The sequence below is a fragment of the Jejuia pallidilutea genome (assembly GCF_002973595.1).
Classification (GTDB): Bacteria; Bacteroidota; Bacteroidia; order Flavobacteriales; family Flavobacteriaceae; genus Jejuia; species Jejuia pallidilutea.
On sequence record NZ_PVEO01000002.1, the window covers coordinates 13,852 to 29,702 of the forward strand.

Consider the following 15,851-nt stretch of genomic DNA (forward strand, 5'->3'; position numbering starts at 1 on the left):
GACTATACGTAACCGCATTAGGGATTGCAGTGGAAAGCCCACAGCGGAGCCATAGCGGAGTGAGGACTTGCAACGGAAAGCGCGACCCGAGTACGTATGTTTATTGAAAATTTCTAGAGGAACATCGAGGGGAATGCCCAAAATATTTTGTATACCTGATTAATTGGTTAAAACAATATTATGCTTATCAATTATCTTTCTTAAATTAATAAGAGCATAACGCATGCGCCCTAATGCTGTATTGATGCTAACCCCAGTGCGGTCTGATATTTCCTTAAAACTCATATCATTGTAAATACGCATCATAAGTACTTCTTTTTGGTCTTCTGGCAACTCATCTACCAAACGTCTCACATCGTTTTCTACTTGTTCCTTAATAATACTTTTTTCTGCATTTAACGTGCTATCGCTTAGTACTGAAAAAATACTAAACTCTCCTGTATTATCAAATTTTGGCATCCTATTGCTTTTTCTAAAATAATCGATCACCAAATTATGCGCTATACGCATCACCCATGGTAAAAATTTACCTTCTTCATTATAAGCGCCACGTTTTAAGGTACGTATTACTTTAATAAATGTATCTTGAAAAATATCTTCGGCTACATCCTTGTCGTATACCTTAGAATAAATAAAACTGTAAATTTTGTGTTTGTGTCTACCTATAAGTGTTTCTAGTGCGCTTTCTTGTCCTGCAATGTAGTTGCTAACCAAAGTAGCATCAGTAATAAGTTCTTTTTGCATAATATTTACTTTTAATGCACGAAGCAATACTTCTTCGAGGCTTGGGGTTATTCGTTTTTAAAAGTAATATTATGCTATAGGCTAGTGTTTTAATGAGTTATTAACAATTCAAATATAACAACAATCATTCCTAAAAAGCAAAAATTAATACCTTTTTTTAACATTTCACTTAACTATTCTTCATTTTTTAAGCTCACATAGTTATAGTATCTTTGCAAAATTATTCCCTTTAAAGCCTATGAATACTGCTATTTCTAAAGTAAACCCAAAAGAAAATATTATTATAAAAGGTGCAAAATTGCACAACTTAAAAAATATTGATGTTGTTATTCCAAGAAATAAATTAGTGGTGATTACTGGGCTATCGGGCTCTGGAAAGTCTAGTTTAGCTTTTGATACACTATATGCAGAGGGACAAAGACGTTATGTGGAAAGCTTATCTAGTTATGCACGCCAATTTTTGGGAAGACTCAATAAACCAAAGGTAGATTACATTAAAGGTATTGCCCCCGCTATTGCCATAGAGCAAAAGGTAAACTCTACTAATCCGCGCTCTACTGTTGGCACTACAACAGAGATTTATGATTATTTAAAGTTACTTTTTGCTAGAATTGGAAAAACATACTCCCCCATTTCTGGTGAAGAAGTTAAAAAGAATACAGTTAACGATGTACTTAACCATATTATGTCGTTTCAAGAGCGCGATAAATTATTGCTCCTTGCCCCTATTTATTTAGAAGAAGGTCGCACTATGGCAGACAAATTGAAAACCCTACAACAACAAGGATATGCCAGAGTAAAAGTAAATAATGACGTTGTAAGGATTGATGATATAAAAACCGCTCCTGAACAAGAAAAGGTTTTGTTGGTTGTGGATAGAATTATTGTAAAACATGAGGAAGATTTTAAAAATAGACTAGCAGATGCCATACAAACAGCTTTTTTTGAAGGCAAAGGCGAATGTATTGTTGAAAACCTTAATGATAGCAAGCAACACACATTTAGCAATAAATTTGAACTAGATGGTATGTCGTTTTTAGAACCTAATGTTCATCTTTTTAGTTTTAACAATCCTTACGGCGCATGCCCAAAATGCGAAGGCTACGGCGATATTATTGGTATAGATGAAGATTTGGTAATACCTAATACAGGTCTTTCGGTATATGAAAATGCTATTTTTCCATGGCGAGGCGACAGCATGAGCTGGTATAAAGAGCAATTGGTTAATAAATCCCATAAATTTAATTTTCCAATACATAAACCTTATTTCGAACTCTCAGCTGAACAAAAACAATTAATATGGGATGGCAATCAGTATTTTGAAGGTTTAAATTCTTTTTTTGCAGAATTAGAAGCCAAGGCCTATAAAATTCAAAATCGGGTAATGCTATCGCGCTACCGCGGAAAAACCAAATGTAAAACCTGTAATGGCAAGCGTTTACGCCCTGAAGCTAATTATGTTAAAATTAATGGTGTTACCATAACCGATTTGGTAGAAATGCCAATAAAAAAATTGATTCAGTTTTTTAAAGAACTAGAGCTTAACGACTATGACACACAAATTGCAAATCGCCTTTTAAAAGAGATTAATAATAGATTGTCTTTTCTTGCCAATGTTGGATTAGATTATTTGACTTTAAACCGAAAATCGAATACACTCTCTGGTGGTGAAAGCCAACGTATTAATCTAGCGACTTCGTTAGGCAGTAGTCTAGTAGGTTCTATGTATATTCTAGATGAACCTAGTATTGGTCTTCACCCAAAAGATACGGAACGATTGATTTCAGTTTTACAATCGTTGCGTGATTTAGGGAATACGGTTATTGTGGTTGAACACGATGAAGATATTATGAAAGCTGCCGATAGCATTATTGATATTGGTCCAGAAGCTGGTACTTTTGGTGGTAATGTAGTAGCCAATGGAACTTTTGAAGAAATTTTAGCATCTGCTTCTTTAACTGCAAAGTATTTAAATGAGCGTTTAAAAATTGAAGTCCCAAAAAAAAGGAGAACTTCAAAATACTACGTTGATATTAAAGGGGCTCGTGAAAATAACTTAAAAAATATTGATGTACGTTTTCCTTTGGAAATGCTAACTGTAATAACAGGTGTTTCTGGAAGTGGTAAAAGTACTTTGGTAAAAAAGATTTTATATCCAGCTTTACAAAAAAAACTAACTGATTTTAGCGATAAGGCTGGACAATTTTCTAGCTTAGAAGGTAATTTTAGCAATATTAAAAACATCGAATTTATAGATCAAAACCCTATAGGCAGGTCTTCACGCTCAAATCCAGTTACCTACATTAAGGCTTATGATGATATTCGCGCTTTATATTCTAAACAAAAGCTTAGCAAGATTAGAAATTACCAAGCTAAACATTTTTCGTTTAACGTAGATGGCGGACGCTGTGAGACTTGTAAAGGCGAAGGTGAAGTAACAATTGAAATGCAATTTATGGCCGATGTGCATCTAGAATGCGAAACCTGTGGTGGCAAACGCTTCAAAAAAGAAGTATTAGAAGTAACATTTGCCAATAAAACCATTGATGATATTTTAAATTTAACAATAGATGACGCTATAACTTTTTTTAACGCCAACCAACAAGACAAAATAAAAAACAAATTGCAACCTTTACAAGATGTTGGATTAGGCTATGTAACCCTTGGCCAAAGTTCCTCTACACTTTCTGGTGGCGAAGCCCAACGTATAAAACTAGCTACCTTTTTAGGAAAAGGCAACACTAAAGATAAAGCACTTTTTATTTTTGATGAACCTACCACAGGACTTCACTTTCATGACATACAAAAGCTATTAAAGTCCTTTAATGCTTTAATAGCAAAAGGACACTCCATTATTGTAGTTGAACACAATTTAGAGTTAATTAAATGCGCTGATTATATTATTGATTTAGGACCCGATGGCGGTGAAGAAGGCGGACATTTAGTTGCCTATGGCACACCGGAAGATATTGTTAGAGTAAAAACTTCTGAAACTGGGAAATATTTAAAGGACAAACTCTAATGTTTAAAATACCAAGATTTATATGGTATAAAGCAAAATGCATCTACAGACTTATAATTGGTGATGGTACCATTTTTTAAACACATATTTTAACAAAAAACCAGTACTGGTTACCAATTTGAGCCTTCTAACTCTAAAAACTATTGACGAATACGTAAGCGGCAATAATAAGAGTATTTAACTAAATTTAGTTTTAGATAATGCTTCACGAGTTAGTGTAATTGGCCATTGAAAACTAAACACTTTAATCATTGATGTTAAAATATTAAGCGAGTTTCTAAATATTCCCATACAACATAGCAGTTTTAATAAAAAGCTACAAAACATCACATATTCTAATAAAACAAGAAAGCAAAAGCCCCAAGTAAAACAAATGTAATTGGCGTTACAATAGAAAGAAATATAAATGATGCTACAGCACCCTTTAAAAAACTTTTAAATAAGCCTTGAACATAGAATCGTTTTAACGCTAATACTAAGTAAATAAAAGTAGAAAACATTACTAATAAATCTAACCAATCTGGCATGTCGAAGATAAAATTTACTCCTAGCACAATACTAAAAACAGTAAAAAGAAAGGAAAAATAGTAAAAGCTAAACACTAAATGATGTGCATACCTGCCTTTTCTTAAATGAAATAACTTTAAAATTAAAGCAAAAATTGGCAATAAGAAAAACATGGCAATGGGAATAGCATCATAAAAAGCCTGTAGAATACTTCCGCCCTTTCTTGTTTTGTAAAATTTTAGTGCTTGGGCATATAATCTACGTTGTAAGTATCCTGCATCATCATGCATCCCCATTTCTTTATAAATAACAGCTTCTGTTGCACCAATATTCAATAAAGAATCTACAGAATTTGTATTAAAGTCAAAACTTGTAATATCATTTTTCCTAAAATCATCTGCAGCAACCAAAGAATCTATTTCCTTATCGGTAAAACCTGTAATAAACGCATTGTTTTTTAGAGTATTACGTATTTCAGCACGAGCAATAGAATCTTTGGCTTGCTTTTGTAACTGGCTTATCTTAAGAATAGAGTCCTTTACACGCTCATCAATAATTTTATCAATAACACTTGTGTCGTTTAACGTTTCTGAAAGTTTTTCATCCAAACTTCTTACCTGATTGCGTTGTACAAAAGAAAACAGAAAGAAAAATACAACAGCTATGAAAAGATACATCTGCGCAGGGTGTAAATATAGCAAACGCTTACCTTCAATAAATTTTAAAGCTAAGTATCCTGGTTTAAATAGTAGTGGAAAAAAACTTTTAAAAAACCTAGCGTCAAAAGAAAAGTAGTTGCTTATAGTGTTATAAAACAACACTTTTACTGTTAATTCATCTTTTGCTTGTTGTCCGCAATGTGGACAAAAATTAAATGAAGCATTAAACTGTTGCTCACAATTTTTACAAGTCTCAAGATGTTTTGCCATACTATTTAGTAAAATATAAATTTAATAAAAGATTTTTGAGTAAAAAAAGTAATTTAAACTTGAAAATCAACACTTTATGTTTTTGGCACGCTGTTTGATTTTCATTAAGTGTTCAATATTAAAACACACAATTATGAAAAAGTTTATATTCTTAATAGCAAGTTTAATCCTTGGAGGATTTACTGCTACAGCAGCCACAACCAACCTAAACGACAACTCCGTTTCAACATTTTACAGAGGTTATGGTAACTCTTTCATTTTTGTTGAAAATGGTATTGAATTTTCTGTATTCCCTGACGGACAGTTCGATTTCAATATTTTGAGATACCAACCAGATTTAAGTATTTCAATAGGCTCACGTAATGCTAACATTACATTTAATTCTGGTTTTAACTATAATGCATATGTGCAGTACGATGAGTTTGGTGCCATTATTCAAATTGAAAACACACCAATTTTTTACGATTTTTATGGACGTATTGTTCAAGCTGGAAATGTAGATATTTATTACAATAATTTTGGTCGCATAAACCGAATAGGCGGCTTATATGTTCATTACAACAGGTTTAATAGATTTTCGCATTACACTGGGTTCATAAACAGGTATAACCGCGCTTATGTGTTTAGACCTTGGCATAGGTTTTATAGCATTCCTGCTCTAGATTACTGTGTGGTTTACAACAGGCCTTATAGACGTTATTACAACCCTGTGAGGTATGTGTACAACAGACCATTTCATAATAACTTTAGGCCAAGAACTGCAATAGCTAGTAGAAGAGGAAATACTATTATTAGAAATAGAAGTTATGCAACTGTTAATAGAAGCGCTAGAAACAGAACTAAGATTAACAACATTGCAAATACAAGACGATCTGTTTCGCGAAATAACGCTGTAAGAAAAAACGATGCTAGAAGAATAGCGAGTACTAATGATAGAAACACAAACAATAGAACTATAAATAGAGGAAATGCTCGGGTTGAGAATAGAAGCAATAGTACTAACTATAAAAACAACAGAAACTCAACTTATAGAAATAGAAGCAACAACAATGCAGATGTTAGAAACAAATCTAACAATACCGTAAGGCAAGCTCCTAACAGAAGCACTTCTAGAGAAGTTACAAGAAACAGAAACACAACGGTTGTTAAAAAACCAAAAACGAATAATACTCGTACATATAATAGAAATAACACAACTAAAAAGTCTGAGCAAACAATAAACAGACCTTCAAGAAGCTACTCAAAACCTGCTTCGCGTGTTACAAAAAGTACAAGACAAACTAATTCTAGAGCAACACAAAGTAGAAGTACCTCTAGAAATAACAATACAACATCTAATTCTACTCGTAGAAGAAGATAAAATTTTGGTTGGTTAGTTGGAAAGCCCTGCGATATGTATGCCTCAAAGCAACATCGTGGGGTTTTCTTTTTTTATTTTGATCTTTTGATACTTCTCAAGGTTTTATGTATCAAATCGTTTATTTCTTCAGAAAAATTTAGCCTGTAAATTATACCCAAAAAAACCACTACTATAAGTGCAGACTTTAAAAGAATATTAACAATTGCGTTAAAACCAAAATCCCAAAAATAACCAGCAAGTGTTAGCGCAGTTAACGAAACTCCCATTTTTAGTGTGTTTGCAGAAAATGGAGTAATACCAAACACTTTATACACTACAACAACTTTAGCCGTATTATAAAAAAACATGGCTATAAACGTAGCTATTGCAGCACCATGTAATCCGTAAAGCGGTATTAAAAAAACATTAAGCAAAACCATTACAATTACTAAAATAACTCCCAACACCAAAACAACCCTGTAATAATTACTATTAAAGAGAATTGCATTGTTACTGCCTAAAATTGCATCATACAATTTAGCTACACTAATTAACAACACTATATACAATCCAATACTATATTCGGGCGCAATCAACGTATAAAGTTGATTAATATTAAGTATAATTAATAAAAAGATTAATCCAGAAACAACAAAAAGGTTTATAGAACTACGCTTGTATAAATTGGCTAAACTATCCATATCGTTTTCATTAAGATATTTGGCCGATAGTGGTAGTAATATTTGATGCATTGCACGCTGTGGCACTGCAATTACAGTAGCTATAAATACAGCGACATTATAATATGCTATATTTTCTATAGAAATATATTTTCCAAGCATTACTTTATCAATATCTAGAAGCACTGTGGCTATTGAGCCTGCTACAATTATTAGAAAAGAGTATTTTAAAATGTTTGTAAGCCCATTTACCTTTTTAAAGATAAGTACTGGTAGTTTTATACTAAATGCATACAGCATCATAACCAACATTCTTAAAATGTAAACAATTACGAGACTAACCATAAACTGCTCAATATCTATAATTTTAAGATAAAGCAAAAGCAAACACACCATGGCGCCTACTCTATGAAAAACCTCTTTCATAAAATTACCGAAAACCGTTTGAAATTGCACTTTTACCCAAGCATAAAACACTTCAAAATAGGCTAAAGCCCCAGCAATAATAATGGTGTGCCACAAATAGTTTTTAATCATGGCATTCTCTGAAGCTAGAAATCCGCCAATGGCTTCATAACCCACATAACCAATTATGCTAGTGGGTATTATAATGCACAAGGGCAAGAATAACATTAAGGTTAAAAAACTATTTAAGGATAATCTTGTTTTAAAAGATGAATAGAATTTTACTATGGTATTATGAACGCCAAAAGCCATAAGTGGCATCATCACATAGGCAGCAGATAGCATAAACCCAACCATACCGTAGTATGTATCGCTCATAAAGTTAACATACAGAAACAATGTATTTATGGCTCCTACTAAAAAACCTAAATAAGAAGAGAGAATATTTTTAAATGATTGTGCAGCTACAATCCCCATTATAACAAATTTGATAATGAATGCGTAAGCGACTTTCTGTGGTATTTCTGCAAACCAATTGGGCTAGTTTTTAAGTGGCCTTGTTGGTAAGCCTTATAATGGTCTAATATAGTTTTTTTTAACGATTCAAAATCGTGATAACCAAAGAATTTACCTGTATTAGTATTTTTAATGATTTGCTCTACATCTGACGCTTTTGGCCCTATTGCAATTATGGGTCTATTAGAAACCATGTACTCAAAAAGTTTACCCGGAATAATACATCTTGTGTCTTCAGAATCTATTTCTATTAACAACAATACCTGAGACTTTTTTTGAAATTTAATAGACTCTAAATGTGAAACATAACCAACTTTATTTACATAATTAATTAAATTGTATTTTTTAATGCTTTCCAGTATGTTTTCACTAATAAAACCAACCAAATTTAATTGAAAATCGGTTTTAAAATCATCATTCTCTTTAATAAGTTCTGAAAGTGCTTTCCATAAAATTTCAGGATTTCGTTTTGCTAAAAAAGAGCCAATGTGTGCTAAAGAAAATTTAGAATCCATTGTCACAACTTGCGATGTTTCATTATCGTAGCCATTAGTAATTACAGCTATAGGCTTATGTGTTATTTGCTGAAATTCTTGTTTAGTTACAGACGATGTTACTATTATTTGATTTGCTTTAGTTAAAACTTGCTTTTCAAGGGCCTTATGTTTTTGTTGTGAGGTTTTGGTTAATTTTAATTGCTTATGGTACCCTATTGTTGTCCAAGGATCCCTAAAATCTGCCAACCATTTTAACCCCAGCTTTTGTTTTAAATTTAAGCCAATTAAATGCATGCTGTGAGGTGGCCCCGTGGTTATAATCGTTTCAATATTATTATTTTTAATATAATCTAAAAGAAATGATGTGGCAGGCTTTACCCAACCCACTCTAGCATCTGGTATAAAAAAATTACCCCTTATAAAAAGTAATAGTTTTTCAATTAGCGATTGTTTTTTATTTTCGTTTATAATACCTCTACTAATTGTATTTGTTTTTCCTTTTGAAAAGAATCTAGCAAAAGTATAAGGTTCTGTTATGGGTAGTTTAATAACCTCTAAATCTTTAGAAACTTCTACTGATAGCGTTTTGTCAATAATTGGATAATTTGCGTTTTCTGGCACAAAAACAATAGGCTGAATGTTAAACTCTGGCAAATACTTTACAAACTTTAACCAACGTTGTACACCTGGTCCTCCTGCAGGCGGCCAATAATAGGTTAATATAAGTACTTTTTTACGCACCCTTTTTAGTCTTAAACTCAAAAAACAATCCTGCAAGCAACAAAAGCCCTAATAATATTGAACTCGCTAGCGAAATAGAACTTCCTGTTTTAACCACTTCCGGATCAAAGGTAAACTCAATAATATGTGTTCCTGCTGGCACTTTCATTCCCCTTAAAATATAGTTTACACGGGTAAACTTAGCGTCTTCACCATCAATAGTAACTTTCCAGCCTTTTGGATAGTATATTTCAGAGAATACAGCAAATCCATCGTTAGGGTTATTAGTTTTGTATTTTATGTAATTAGGCTGGTACGTTACAACTTCTATGTTAGCTAAACTATCCACTTCAAAATCACTTTTGCCAATAACTGCACCCATCATACTTTGGTCTATCAGCGCTACGCGTTTTGTGTTTAAACTATCCAACCCCTTAATTTCTGCATTTGCGTTTTCAACTAGTTTTAGTTTTTCCACAAACCAAGCATTACCATTGGCCTCCTCATTAACATAAGGAAATATAGCACCTTCTTCATTTTGTGCAATAATATACTTTGTATTCAGCATATTTAGCACATTAATATTGTTTTGGGACACGTACCAATTAAAGACTTCTCTGTACCGCTTTAATTCAGCTGCATTATAGCCGTTCAATGAGTTATGGAAATATGAGGGTTTTGATGGGCCCGACACCAAATCAAAAACCCTAAAATGCGATGTATCACTTTGTATTTGTTTATCAACTGCATTGGCCGTAAAAGGCTTGTTCATTTTAATAGAAGACACAAAATCATCTTCATTAACATAACGTCTGTCTACACCAACTAAATCAAATAAAATTAAAGCTGCAAAACCAAGAATAACCCATTGGTCTTTAATTTTTTGTTTTAAATATCCGAAAATTAAACCTGCAGAAAGCAGTACCAAAACAAAAGACCTAATGCTATCGGCAGTGAAAATCGATTTTCTATCTTCCTTAACAGCACGAATAAAATCTTGCCCTAAAGCCTGAATATACCTACCATCGTTAGCGCCAACAAAATCGAACATAGACGTTCCAAAGAGCAAGAACAACAAAGCTAAACCACCTGTAATTGAAGATGCATATTTTAAAGCTTTTAGTTTTTCTTCGTTTTTATTAAAGTCGTTAAACAATTTTACCAATCCAAAAATTGCAAGCACGGGAACACACAATTCTAATATGACCTGTATTGATGTTACCGCTCTAAATTTGTTATAAAGCGGTACATAATCGATAAAAAAGTCGGTCAAAAAGTTTAAATTCTTTCCATAAGATAGTAACAAAGACATAACTGTTCCTGCTACCAGCCACCATTTTAAGCGTCCTTTTACCAAAAACAGAGCAAATACAAATAGAAACAAAACTACGGCCCCTATGTAAGCAGGCGCTTCTACTATAGGCTGTTCACCCCAATACATAGGGGCGTTTTCAGCTTGATCTAAAGCTTGTGTGTGAGTAGCACCTAGTTTTCTAACAGCGTTATATATGTTAGAATCTTTTCCTAAATTTTCAGCATTACCTCCACCCATAAACCTCGGGATAAACAAATTAAAAGTTTCCCAACCACCGTAGCTAAATTGAGTGATATAATCTTTATCTAAACCAGAGGTTATCGCTTTTGGAGAGCCATCTGGATGTATGGTAAGTTCACTTTTCCCCCTTGTACTATACTTTACATATTCTTTGGTAGCCATAACATTAGTGGCATTTAACCCAATGGCTAAAACAACCGCAGCAACCAAAATTGCTATAGACTTAAAATAATGAGGTAACATTTGTTTTTTATATGCATCAATAAGATATACCACTCCCAAAACTATTACAAGCAAGAGCAGATAGTACGTCATTTGAAAATGGTTAGCCACCAACTCTAGCCCCATAGCCAAAGCGGTTAATAAAAAACCAAGAATATATCGTTTTTGAAACACCAAAAGTATACCACTTAAAACTAAGGGCATATAAGCAATAGCATGGGCTTTACTATTGTGGCCCACACCAAGAATTATTATTAAGTACGTAGAAAAACCAAAGGCCAACGCTCCTAAAGCTGCAAGTTTAAAGTCTACCTTTAAAACCAGAAGTAAAATGTAGAAACTTAATAAATACAGAAACAAATAATCGGCTGGTCTCGGTAAAAAACGTAATGTTAAATCTAGTTTTTTTATATAGTTATGGGGGTATCTTGCGCCTAATTGATAGGTTGGCATACCAGCAAAGGCACCGTTAGTCCAATAAGTTTCCTTTCCTGTTTGGGCTTTAAAATCTTTTTGTTGCTTAGACATGCCAATATACTGTACAATATCGCTTTGGTATATTTGCTTTCCTTGTAAAACAGGATTAAAATAGGCTAGTGAAACAAAAATAAAACCTAATAAAATGAGTAAATGAGAAAGTGATTTCTTAAATAAAAGTTGCATGAAAAAAGATTAAATACACTAAGGGATGAAATTAGTCAATTTCTTCGTAATCCACATAATCACCAACATCTTTATTTGATTGTTTTTGCCGTGGCATTTTATCTATGGTAACTTCACCTTCCTTTTTAGCAGGTTCTGCGCGTTGGTTATTAAACTGTCCACCAAATTTTTCCTCTGCTTTTTTACTAACATAGCGCAATAAAAAAGGCGCAAACAAACGAGATAAAACCTTTACCACGTAGTAAACAAGCACTATAATTCCTAAAGTTTTAATTAATCCCACGACCGATGCTTCTTGTAGCATAATTAATAATTTGTACAAAAATACAATTCTACAGATTTAAAAAACATTGAAAAAACATAAAAAAAAGATAAAATATCTATATTTGGTATTATTGAAAACCAGCTAAACCCAAATAATCCAATACAACTTACCCTAAATCATTTATATGAAAGCTTTTAAATACTTTTTTTTAATTTCAGTTTTAATAAGCAGCAATGTGCTTTTTGCACAATATACCGAAGTTATAAATTCTAACAGACCGGGAATGTCCAAAAGTGCTTTTTCAGTTGGGACTAATGTTCTTCAATTTGAAGTTGGCCCAAATTATATAAAAGAAGAAAGAACACCTTTACCTAAATATGAAGTTTCAGGTTTTGGAGCAGATTTTTCGGTAAGATATGGTTTGTTTTTTGAAGCGTTGGAAATAAATATTGAAGGTAATTATCAAAACGACACAAAAACTAATTTTTCAACCTTTAATACCGAGGATAAACGCTCTAATTTTAAGTACCTTACTTTAGGCGCTAAGTATTTAATTTACGATCCTTACAAGGATATAGAGAGTGAAAAACCAAACCTTTACAGTTGGAAAGCAAATCGTGGTTTTAAATGGAAATCACTTATTCCTGCCATAGCCGTTTATGCAGGCGTTAATTACGACACCGAAAATAACCCATACACAGCCGCAGGAATAGAAGGCTTAAGTCCTAAAATAATGATAGCAACCCAAAACAACTTTAATGGTGGTTGGGTGTTTGTAATGAATTTAATAAAAGACAGAATTGGCACAGACCAGTCAGATTTCACATATATACTTACTTTAACCCATGCGTTTAGTCCACAATGGGTTATATTTGGGGAAACACAAGGCATTAAAAGTGATTTTTATGCAGATAATTTGCTTAGGTTTGGAGGGGCTTATCTATTTGATAAAAATTTCCAGTTAGATACTGCTGTAACATTTAATACAAAAGACACACCATCTGTTCTTAATCTTACATTAGGCGCCTCGTATAGGTTTGATTTTCATAAAGATAAAAATATAAACAATGGAAATTCTGCCGAGGATGAACTAGAGAGAAAATTAAGAGGAAAGGGAGCTAGGAAAGAAAAAAAACGTAAGAATATTAATTCTGAAAAGAAGAAAGAAAAAAAACGCAAAAGAAAAGATGAAGATTTTTAACTACCGAATCTATTTCACATAGTTTATGATTACAATAAGAGAAGTTACTTCGAAAAAAGATTTAAAAGCTTTTATAAAATTTCCATTTAAGCTATACAAAACATCTAAATACTGGACACCCCCTATAATAAGCCAAGAATTAAAAACCTTTGATAAAAAAGAAAACCCCGTTTTTAGAGATGCCGATGCTCGTTTGTTTTTAGCTTATAAGAATAATGAAATTGTAGGGCGTGTTGCAGCAATAATTAATTGGCTAGAAGTAAAAAACCAAGACCAAAAGAAAATGCGTTTTGGATGGTTTGATTTTATTGACGATTTACAGGTCTCTAAAGCATTGCTAAATAAGGTTGAAACTATTGGAAAAGAGAATAAACTTACATTTGCCGAAGGCCCTGTTGGATTTTCCAATTTAGATAAAGTTGGAGTTATAGACGAAGGTTACGATGCTATTGCGCCAATGGTAACCTGGTATAACTACCCCTATTACATAAAGCATTACGAAGCAGCAGGATATACAATAGAAAAAGGCTATATAGAAAGCAGATTTCCATTTTCTAACGTTAAGCCAGAAACATTTTTTAAAGCCCAAGAACTTATTAAGAAACGTTATCAGCTAAAAGCATTAAAGTTTACTAAAACAGAAGACGTAATGCCTTATGCCGATAAAATGTTCGATTTATTTAACAAAACTTATGCGGAGCTATCTAGCTTCGTGGCTATTACAGACATTCAAAAAGAATATTTTAAAAAGAAATTTATAAGTTTTATAAATCCTGAATACATAAAATTTGTTGTAGACAAAAATGATGATTTAATTGGTTTCGCTATTGTAATGCCCGGTTATGCTAAAGCGTTACAAAAAGCAAAAGGCAAATTGTTTCCGTTTGGTTTTGCTCATATTTTAAGAGCCAGAAAACAAAGTAAAGATGTAATGTTCTATCTTATTGGAATTCATCCAGATTATCAAAACAAGGGAGTGCATGCTGTAATTTTTAACGAGTATTACAATATATTTACTAAAAAAGGTATTCAAACTTGTTATAGGACACCTGAATTAGAGGACAACCTCGCTATACAGAAAATATGGAAACATTTTAATCCTGAGGTTTTCAGAAAACGAAAAACATACAGAAAGAATTTACAGTAAAAAAAAGGTTCGGAATTATACCGAACCTTTTATATTAAAATTTTTACAACCTTTTACTCGCCCATGGCAGACATAACTGCCGCCGATAAACGTTTGTAAGTTCCATTATGTAATCTATCTCTAATAGCATCAAAGGCATCTAATGTTTCTCTTACATCTTCTAATGTATGAGTAGCCGTAGGAATCATTCTAAGTAAAATTAATCCTTTAGGTATTACAGGGTAGACCACTATAGAACAAAATATTCCGTAGTTTTCACGCAAGTCTTTAACAAGTGCCATGGCCTCTGGAATACTACCCTTTAAATATACGGGCGTAACACAACTTTGGGTTGTACCAATATCAAAACCTCTTTCTTTAAGACCTGATTGTAAAGCATCAACAATTTTCCAAAGATTTTGTTTTAGTTCTGGCATAGACCTTAACATATCTAAACGCTTTAAAGCCCCTTTCACCAGTTGCATTTGCAAAGATTTTGCGAACATTTGAGAACGCAAATTGTATTTTAAGTAGTCTATAATTTCTTGGTCTGCTGCAATAAAAGCTCCAGTACTCGCCATAGATTTAGCAAAAGTTGCAAAATATACATCTATATCGTCTTGAACACCTTGCTCCTCGCCTGCTCCTGCGCCTGTAGCACCTAAAGTACCAAAACCATGAGCATCATCAACAAATAGTCTAAAATTAAACTTCTTTTTAAGTGCAACTATCTCCTTCAAACGTCCTTGTTCGCCTCGCATACCAAATACGCCTTCAGAAATTACAAGAATACCTCCACCGGTTTGTTCTGCCATTTTTGTAGCACGTTCCAAGTTTTTTTCCAAACTCTCAACATCGTTATGCTTATATGTAAAACGCTTACCCATATGTAAACGTACACCATCTATAATGCATGCATGCGCATCAACATCGTATACAATAATATCATCTTTTGCAACTAAAGCATCAATAGTAGATACCATACCTTGATAACCAAAATTCAGCAAATATGCTGCTTCTTTCTTTACAAAGGCAGCTAGCTCGTTCTGTAGTTGCTCGTGTAGATTTGTATGACCAGACATCATACGCGCTCCCATAGGATAAGCCGAACCGTATTCTGCTGCAGCTTCAGCGTCTACCTTTCTTACTTCTGGATGATTTGCTAACCCCAAATAATCGTTTATACTCCAAGTAATTACTTCTTTACCTTGAAATTTCATTCTGTTAGAAATCTCTCCTTCTAGTTTAGGGAACACGAAATAGCCTTCTGCATGAGCCGCCCATTTCCCTAAAGGCCCTTTATCCTTGTAAATCTTATCAAATAAATCTTTCATCTACTATTAAATATATACACTTAAGTTAAACATAAATTTTAGAACAAGTTTTTATTGTTCAATTATGTTTAGATTTTGAAGTTTTTAGTTCTTAGTTAGTTGCTGCAAAATTAAATATTTATCTGG

Annotated in this window: 11 protein-coding genes; 4 read left to right on the plus strand and 7 right to left on the minus strand. The window is 33.0% G+C overall.

The annotated features are described in order from the left end of the window. Positions 1 to 159 precede the first annotated feature (159 nt). On the minus strand, positions 160 to 744 hold the full coding sequence (locus CLV33_RS03665; RefSeq protein WP_105473118.1) for an RNA polymerase sigma factor: 585 nt from the start codon (positions 742 to 744) through the stop codon (positions 160 to 162). Positions 745 to 982: 238 nt separating this feature from the next. Between CLV33_RS03665 and uvrA the strand changes: the two genes are divergently transcribed. Beyond that, the gene (gene uvrA / locus CLV33_RS03670) at positions 983 to 3,766 is read left to right on the plus strand and encodes an excinuclease ABC subunit UvrA (RefSeq protein WP_105472759.1); all 2,784 of its coding nucleotides are present in this window, start codon (positions 983 to 985) and stop codon (positions 3,764 to 3,766) included. Positions 3,767 to 4,101: 335 nt separating this feature from the next. On the opposite strand, the gene CLV33_RS03675 is transcribed toward uvrA, so the two are convergent. Next, on the minus strand, positions 4,102 to 5,202 hold the full coding sequence (locus CLV33_RS03675) for a DUF3667 domain-containing protein (protein WP_105472760.1): 1,101 nt from the start codon (positions 5,200 to 5,202) through the stop codon (positions 4,102 to 4,104). A 133-nt stretch (positions 5,203 to 5,335) separates the two neighbouring features. Here CLV33_RS03675 and CLV33_RS03680 point away from each other — a divergent pair, with 133 nt between their 5' ends. Continuing rightward, the gene (locus tag CLV33_RS03680) at positions 5,336 to 6,562 is read left to right on the plus strand and encodes a hypothetical protein (protein ID WP_105472761.1); all 1,227 of its coding nucleotides are present in this window, start codon (positions 5,336 to 5,338) and stop codon (positions 6,560 to 6,562) included. A 71-nt stretch (positions 6,563 to 6,633) separates the two neighbouring features. Here CLV33_RS03680 and CLV33_RS03685 read toward each other — a convergent pair whose 3' ends face one another. The 4 genes from CLV33_RS03685 to CLV33_RS03700 are packed head-to-tail and all read right to left on the minus strand — an operon-like array spanning position 6,634 to position 12,103. Next, positions 6,634 to 8,103 carry an oligosaccharide flippase family protein gene (locus tag CLV33_RS03685; RefSeq protein WP_105472762.1) on the minus strand — a complete coding sequence of 490 codons (1,470 nt, stop codon included), beginning with the start codon at positions 8,101 to 8,103 and terminating at the stop codon, positions 6,634 to 6,636. Continuing rightward, positions 8,103 to 9,380 (minus strand): glycosyltransferase family protein, encoded by a 1,278-nt coding sequence (locus CLV33_RS03690; RefSeq protein WP_244906378.1) that lies wholly within the window; start codon positions 9,378 to 9,380, stop codon positions 8,103 to 8,105. The genes CLV33_RS03685 and CLV33_RS03690 overlap by 1 nt, the downstream gene beginning before the upstream one ends. Continuing rightward, positions 9,373 to 11,799, minus strand: a complete 2,427-nt coding sequence (locus tag CLV33_RS03695; protein WP_105472764.1) for a YfhO family protein — start codon at positions 11,797 to 11,799, stop codon at positions 9,373 to 9,375. The genes CLV33_RS03690 and CLV33_RS03695 overlap by 8 nt, the downstream gene beginning before the upstream one ends. A gap of 31 nt (positions 11,800 to 11,830) precedes the next feature. Next, the gene (locus tag CLV33_RS03700) at positions 11,831 to 12,103 is read right to left on the minus strand and encodes a DUF4834 family protein (RefSeq protein WP_042243348.1); all 273 of its coding nucleotides are present in this window, start codon (positions 12,101 to 12,103) and stop codon (positions 11,831 to 11,833) included. Positions 12,104 to 12,248: 145 nt separating this feature from the next. On the opposite strand from CLV33_RS03700, the gene CLV33_RS03705 reads away from it, so the two are divergent. Beyond that, positions 12,249 to 13,265, plus strand: a complete 1,017-nt coding sequence (locus CLV33_RS03705; RefSeq protein WP_105472765.1) for a transporter — start codon at positions 12,249 to 12,251, stop codon at positions 13,263 to 13,265. Positions 13,266 to 13,290: 25 nt separating this feature from the next. Continuing rightward, positions 13,291 to 14,412 (plus strand): GTP cyclohydrolase, encoded by a 1,122-nt coding sequence (locus CLV33_RS03710; RefSeq protein WP_105472766.1) that lies wholly within the window; start codon positions 13,291 to 13,293, stop codon positions 14,410 to 14,412. 53 nt (positions 14,413 to 14,465) lie between these two features. Here CLV33_RS03710 and CLV33_RS03715 read toward each other — a convergent pair whose 3' ends face one another. Further along, a complete protein-coding gene (locus CLV33_RS03715; RefSeq protein ID WP_042243341.1) occupies positions 14,466 to 15,725 on the minus strand; it encodes an aminotransferase class I/II-fold pyridoxal phosphate-dependent enzyme in 1,260 nt (419 codons plus the stop codon). Positions 15,726 to 15,851: the final 126 nt, after the last annotated feature.

Coding starts and splice junctions, on each gene's coding strand:
- CLV33_RS03665 (WP_105473118.1), bottom strand. CDS start 744: ATGCAAAAAGAACTTATTACTGATGCTACTTTGGTTAGCAACTACATT.
- uvrA (WP_105472759.1), top strand. CDS start 983: ATGAATACTGCTATTTCTAAAGTAAACCCAAAAGAAAATATTATTATA.
- CLV33_RS03675 (WP_105472760.1), bottom strand. CDS start 5,202: ATGGCAAAACATCTTGAGACTTGTAAAAATTGTGAGCAACAGTTTAAT.
- CLV33_RS03680 (WP_105472761.1), top strand. CDS start 5,336: ATGAAAAAGTTTATATTCTTAATAGCAAGTTTAATCCTTGGAGGATTT.
- CLV33_RS03685 (WP_105472762.1), bottom strand. CDS start 8,103: ATGGGGATTGTAGCTGCACAATCATTTAAAAATATTCTCTCTTCTTAT.
- CLV33_RS03695 (WP_105472764.1), bottom strand. CDS start 11,799: ATGCAACTTTTATTTAAGAAATCACTTTCTCATTTACTCATTTTATTA.
- CLV33_RS03700 (WP_042243348.1), bottom strand. CDS start 12,103: ATGCTACAAGAAGCATCGGTCGTGGGATTAATTAAAACTTTAGGAATT.
- CLV33_RS03705 (WP_105472765.1), top strand. CDS start 12,249: ATGAAAGCTTTTAAATACTTTTTTTTAATTTCAGTTTTAATAAGCAGC.
- CLV33_RS03710 (WP_105472766.1), top strand. CDS start 13,291: ATGATTACAATAAGAGAAGTTACTTCGAAAAAAGATTTAAAAGCTTTT.
- CLV33_RS03715 (WP_042243341.1), bottom strand. CDS start 15,725: ATGAAAGATTTATTTGATAAGATTTACAAGGATAAAGGGCCTTTAGGG.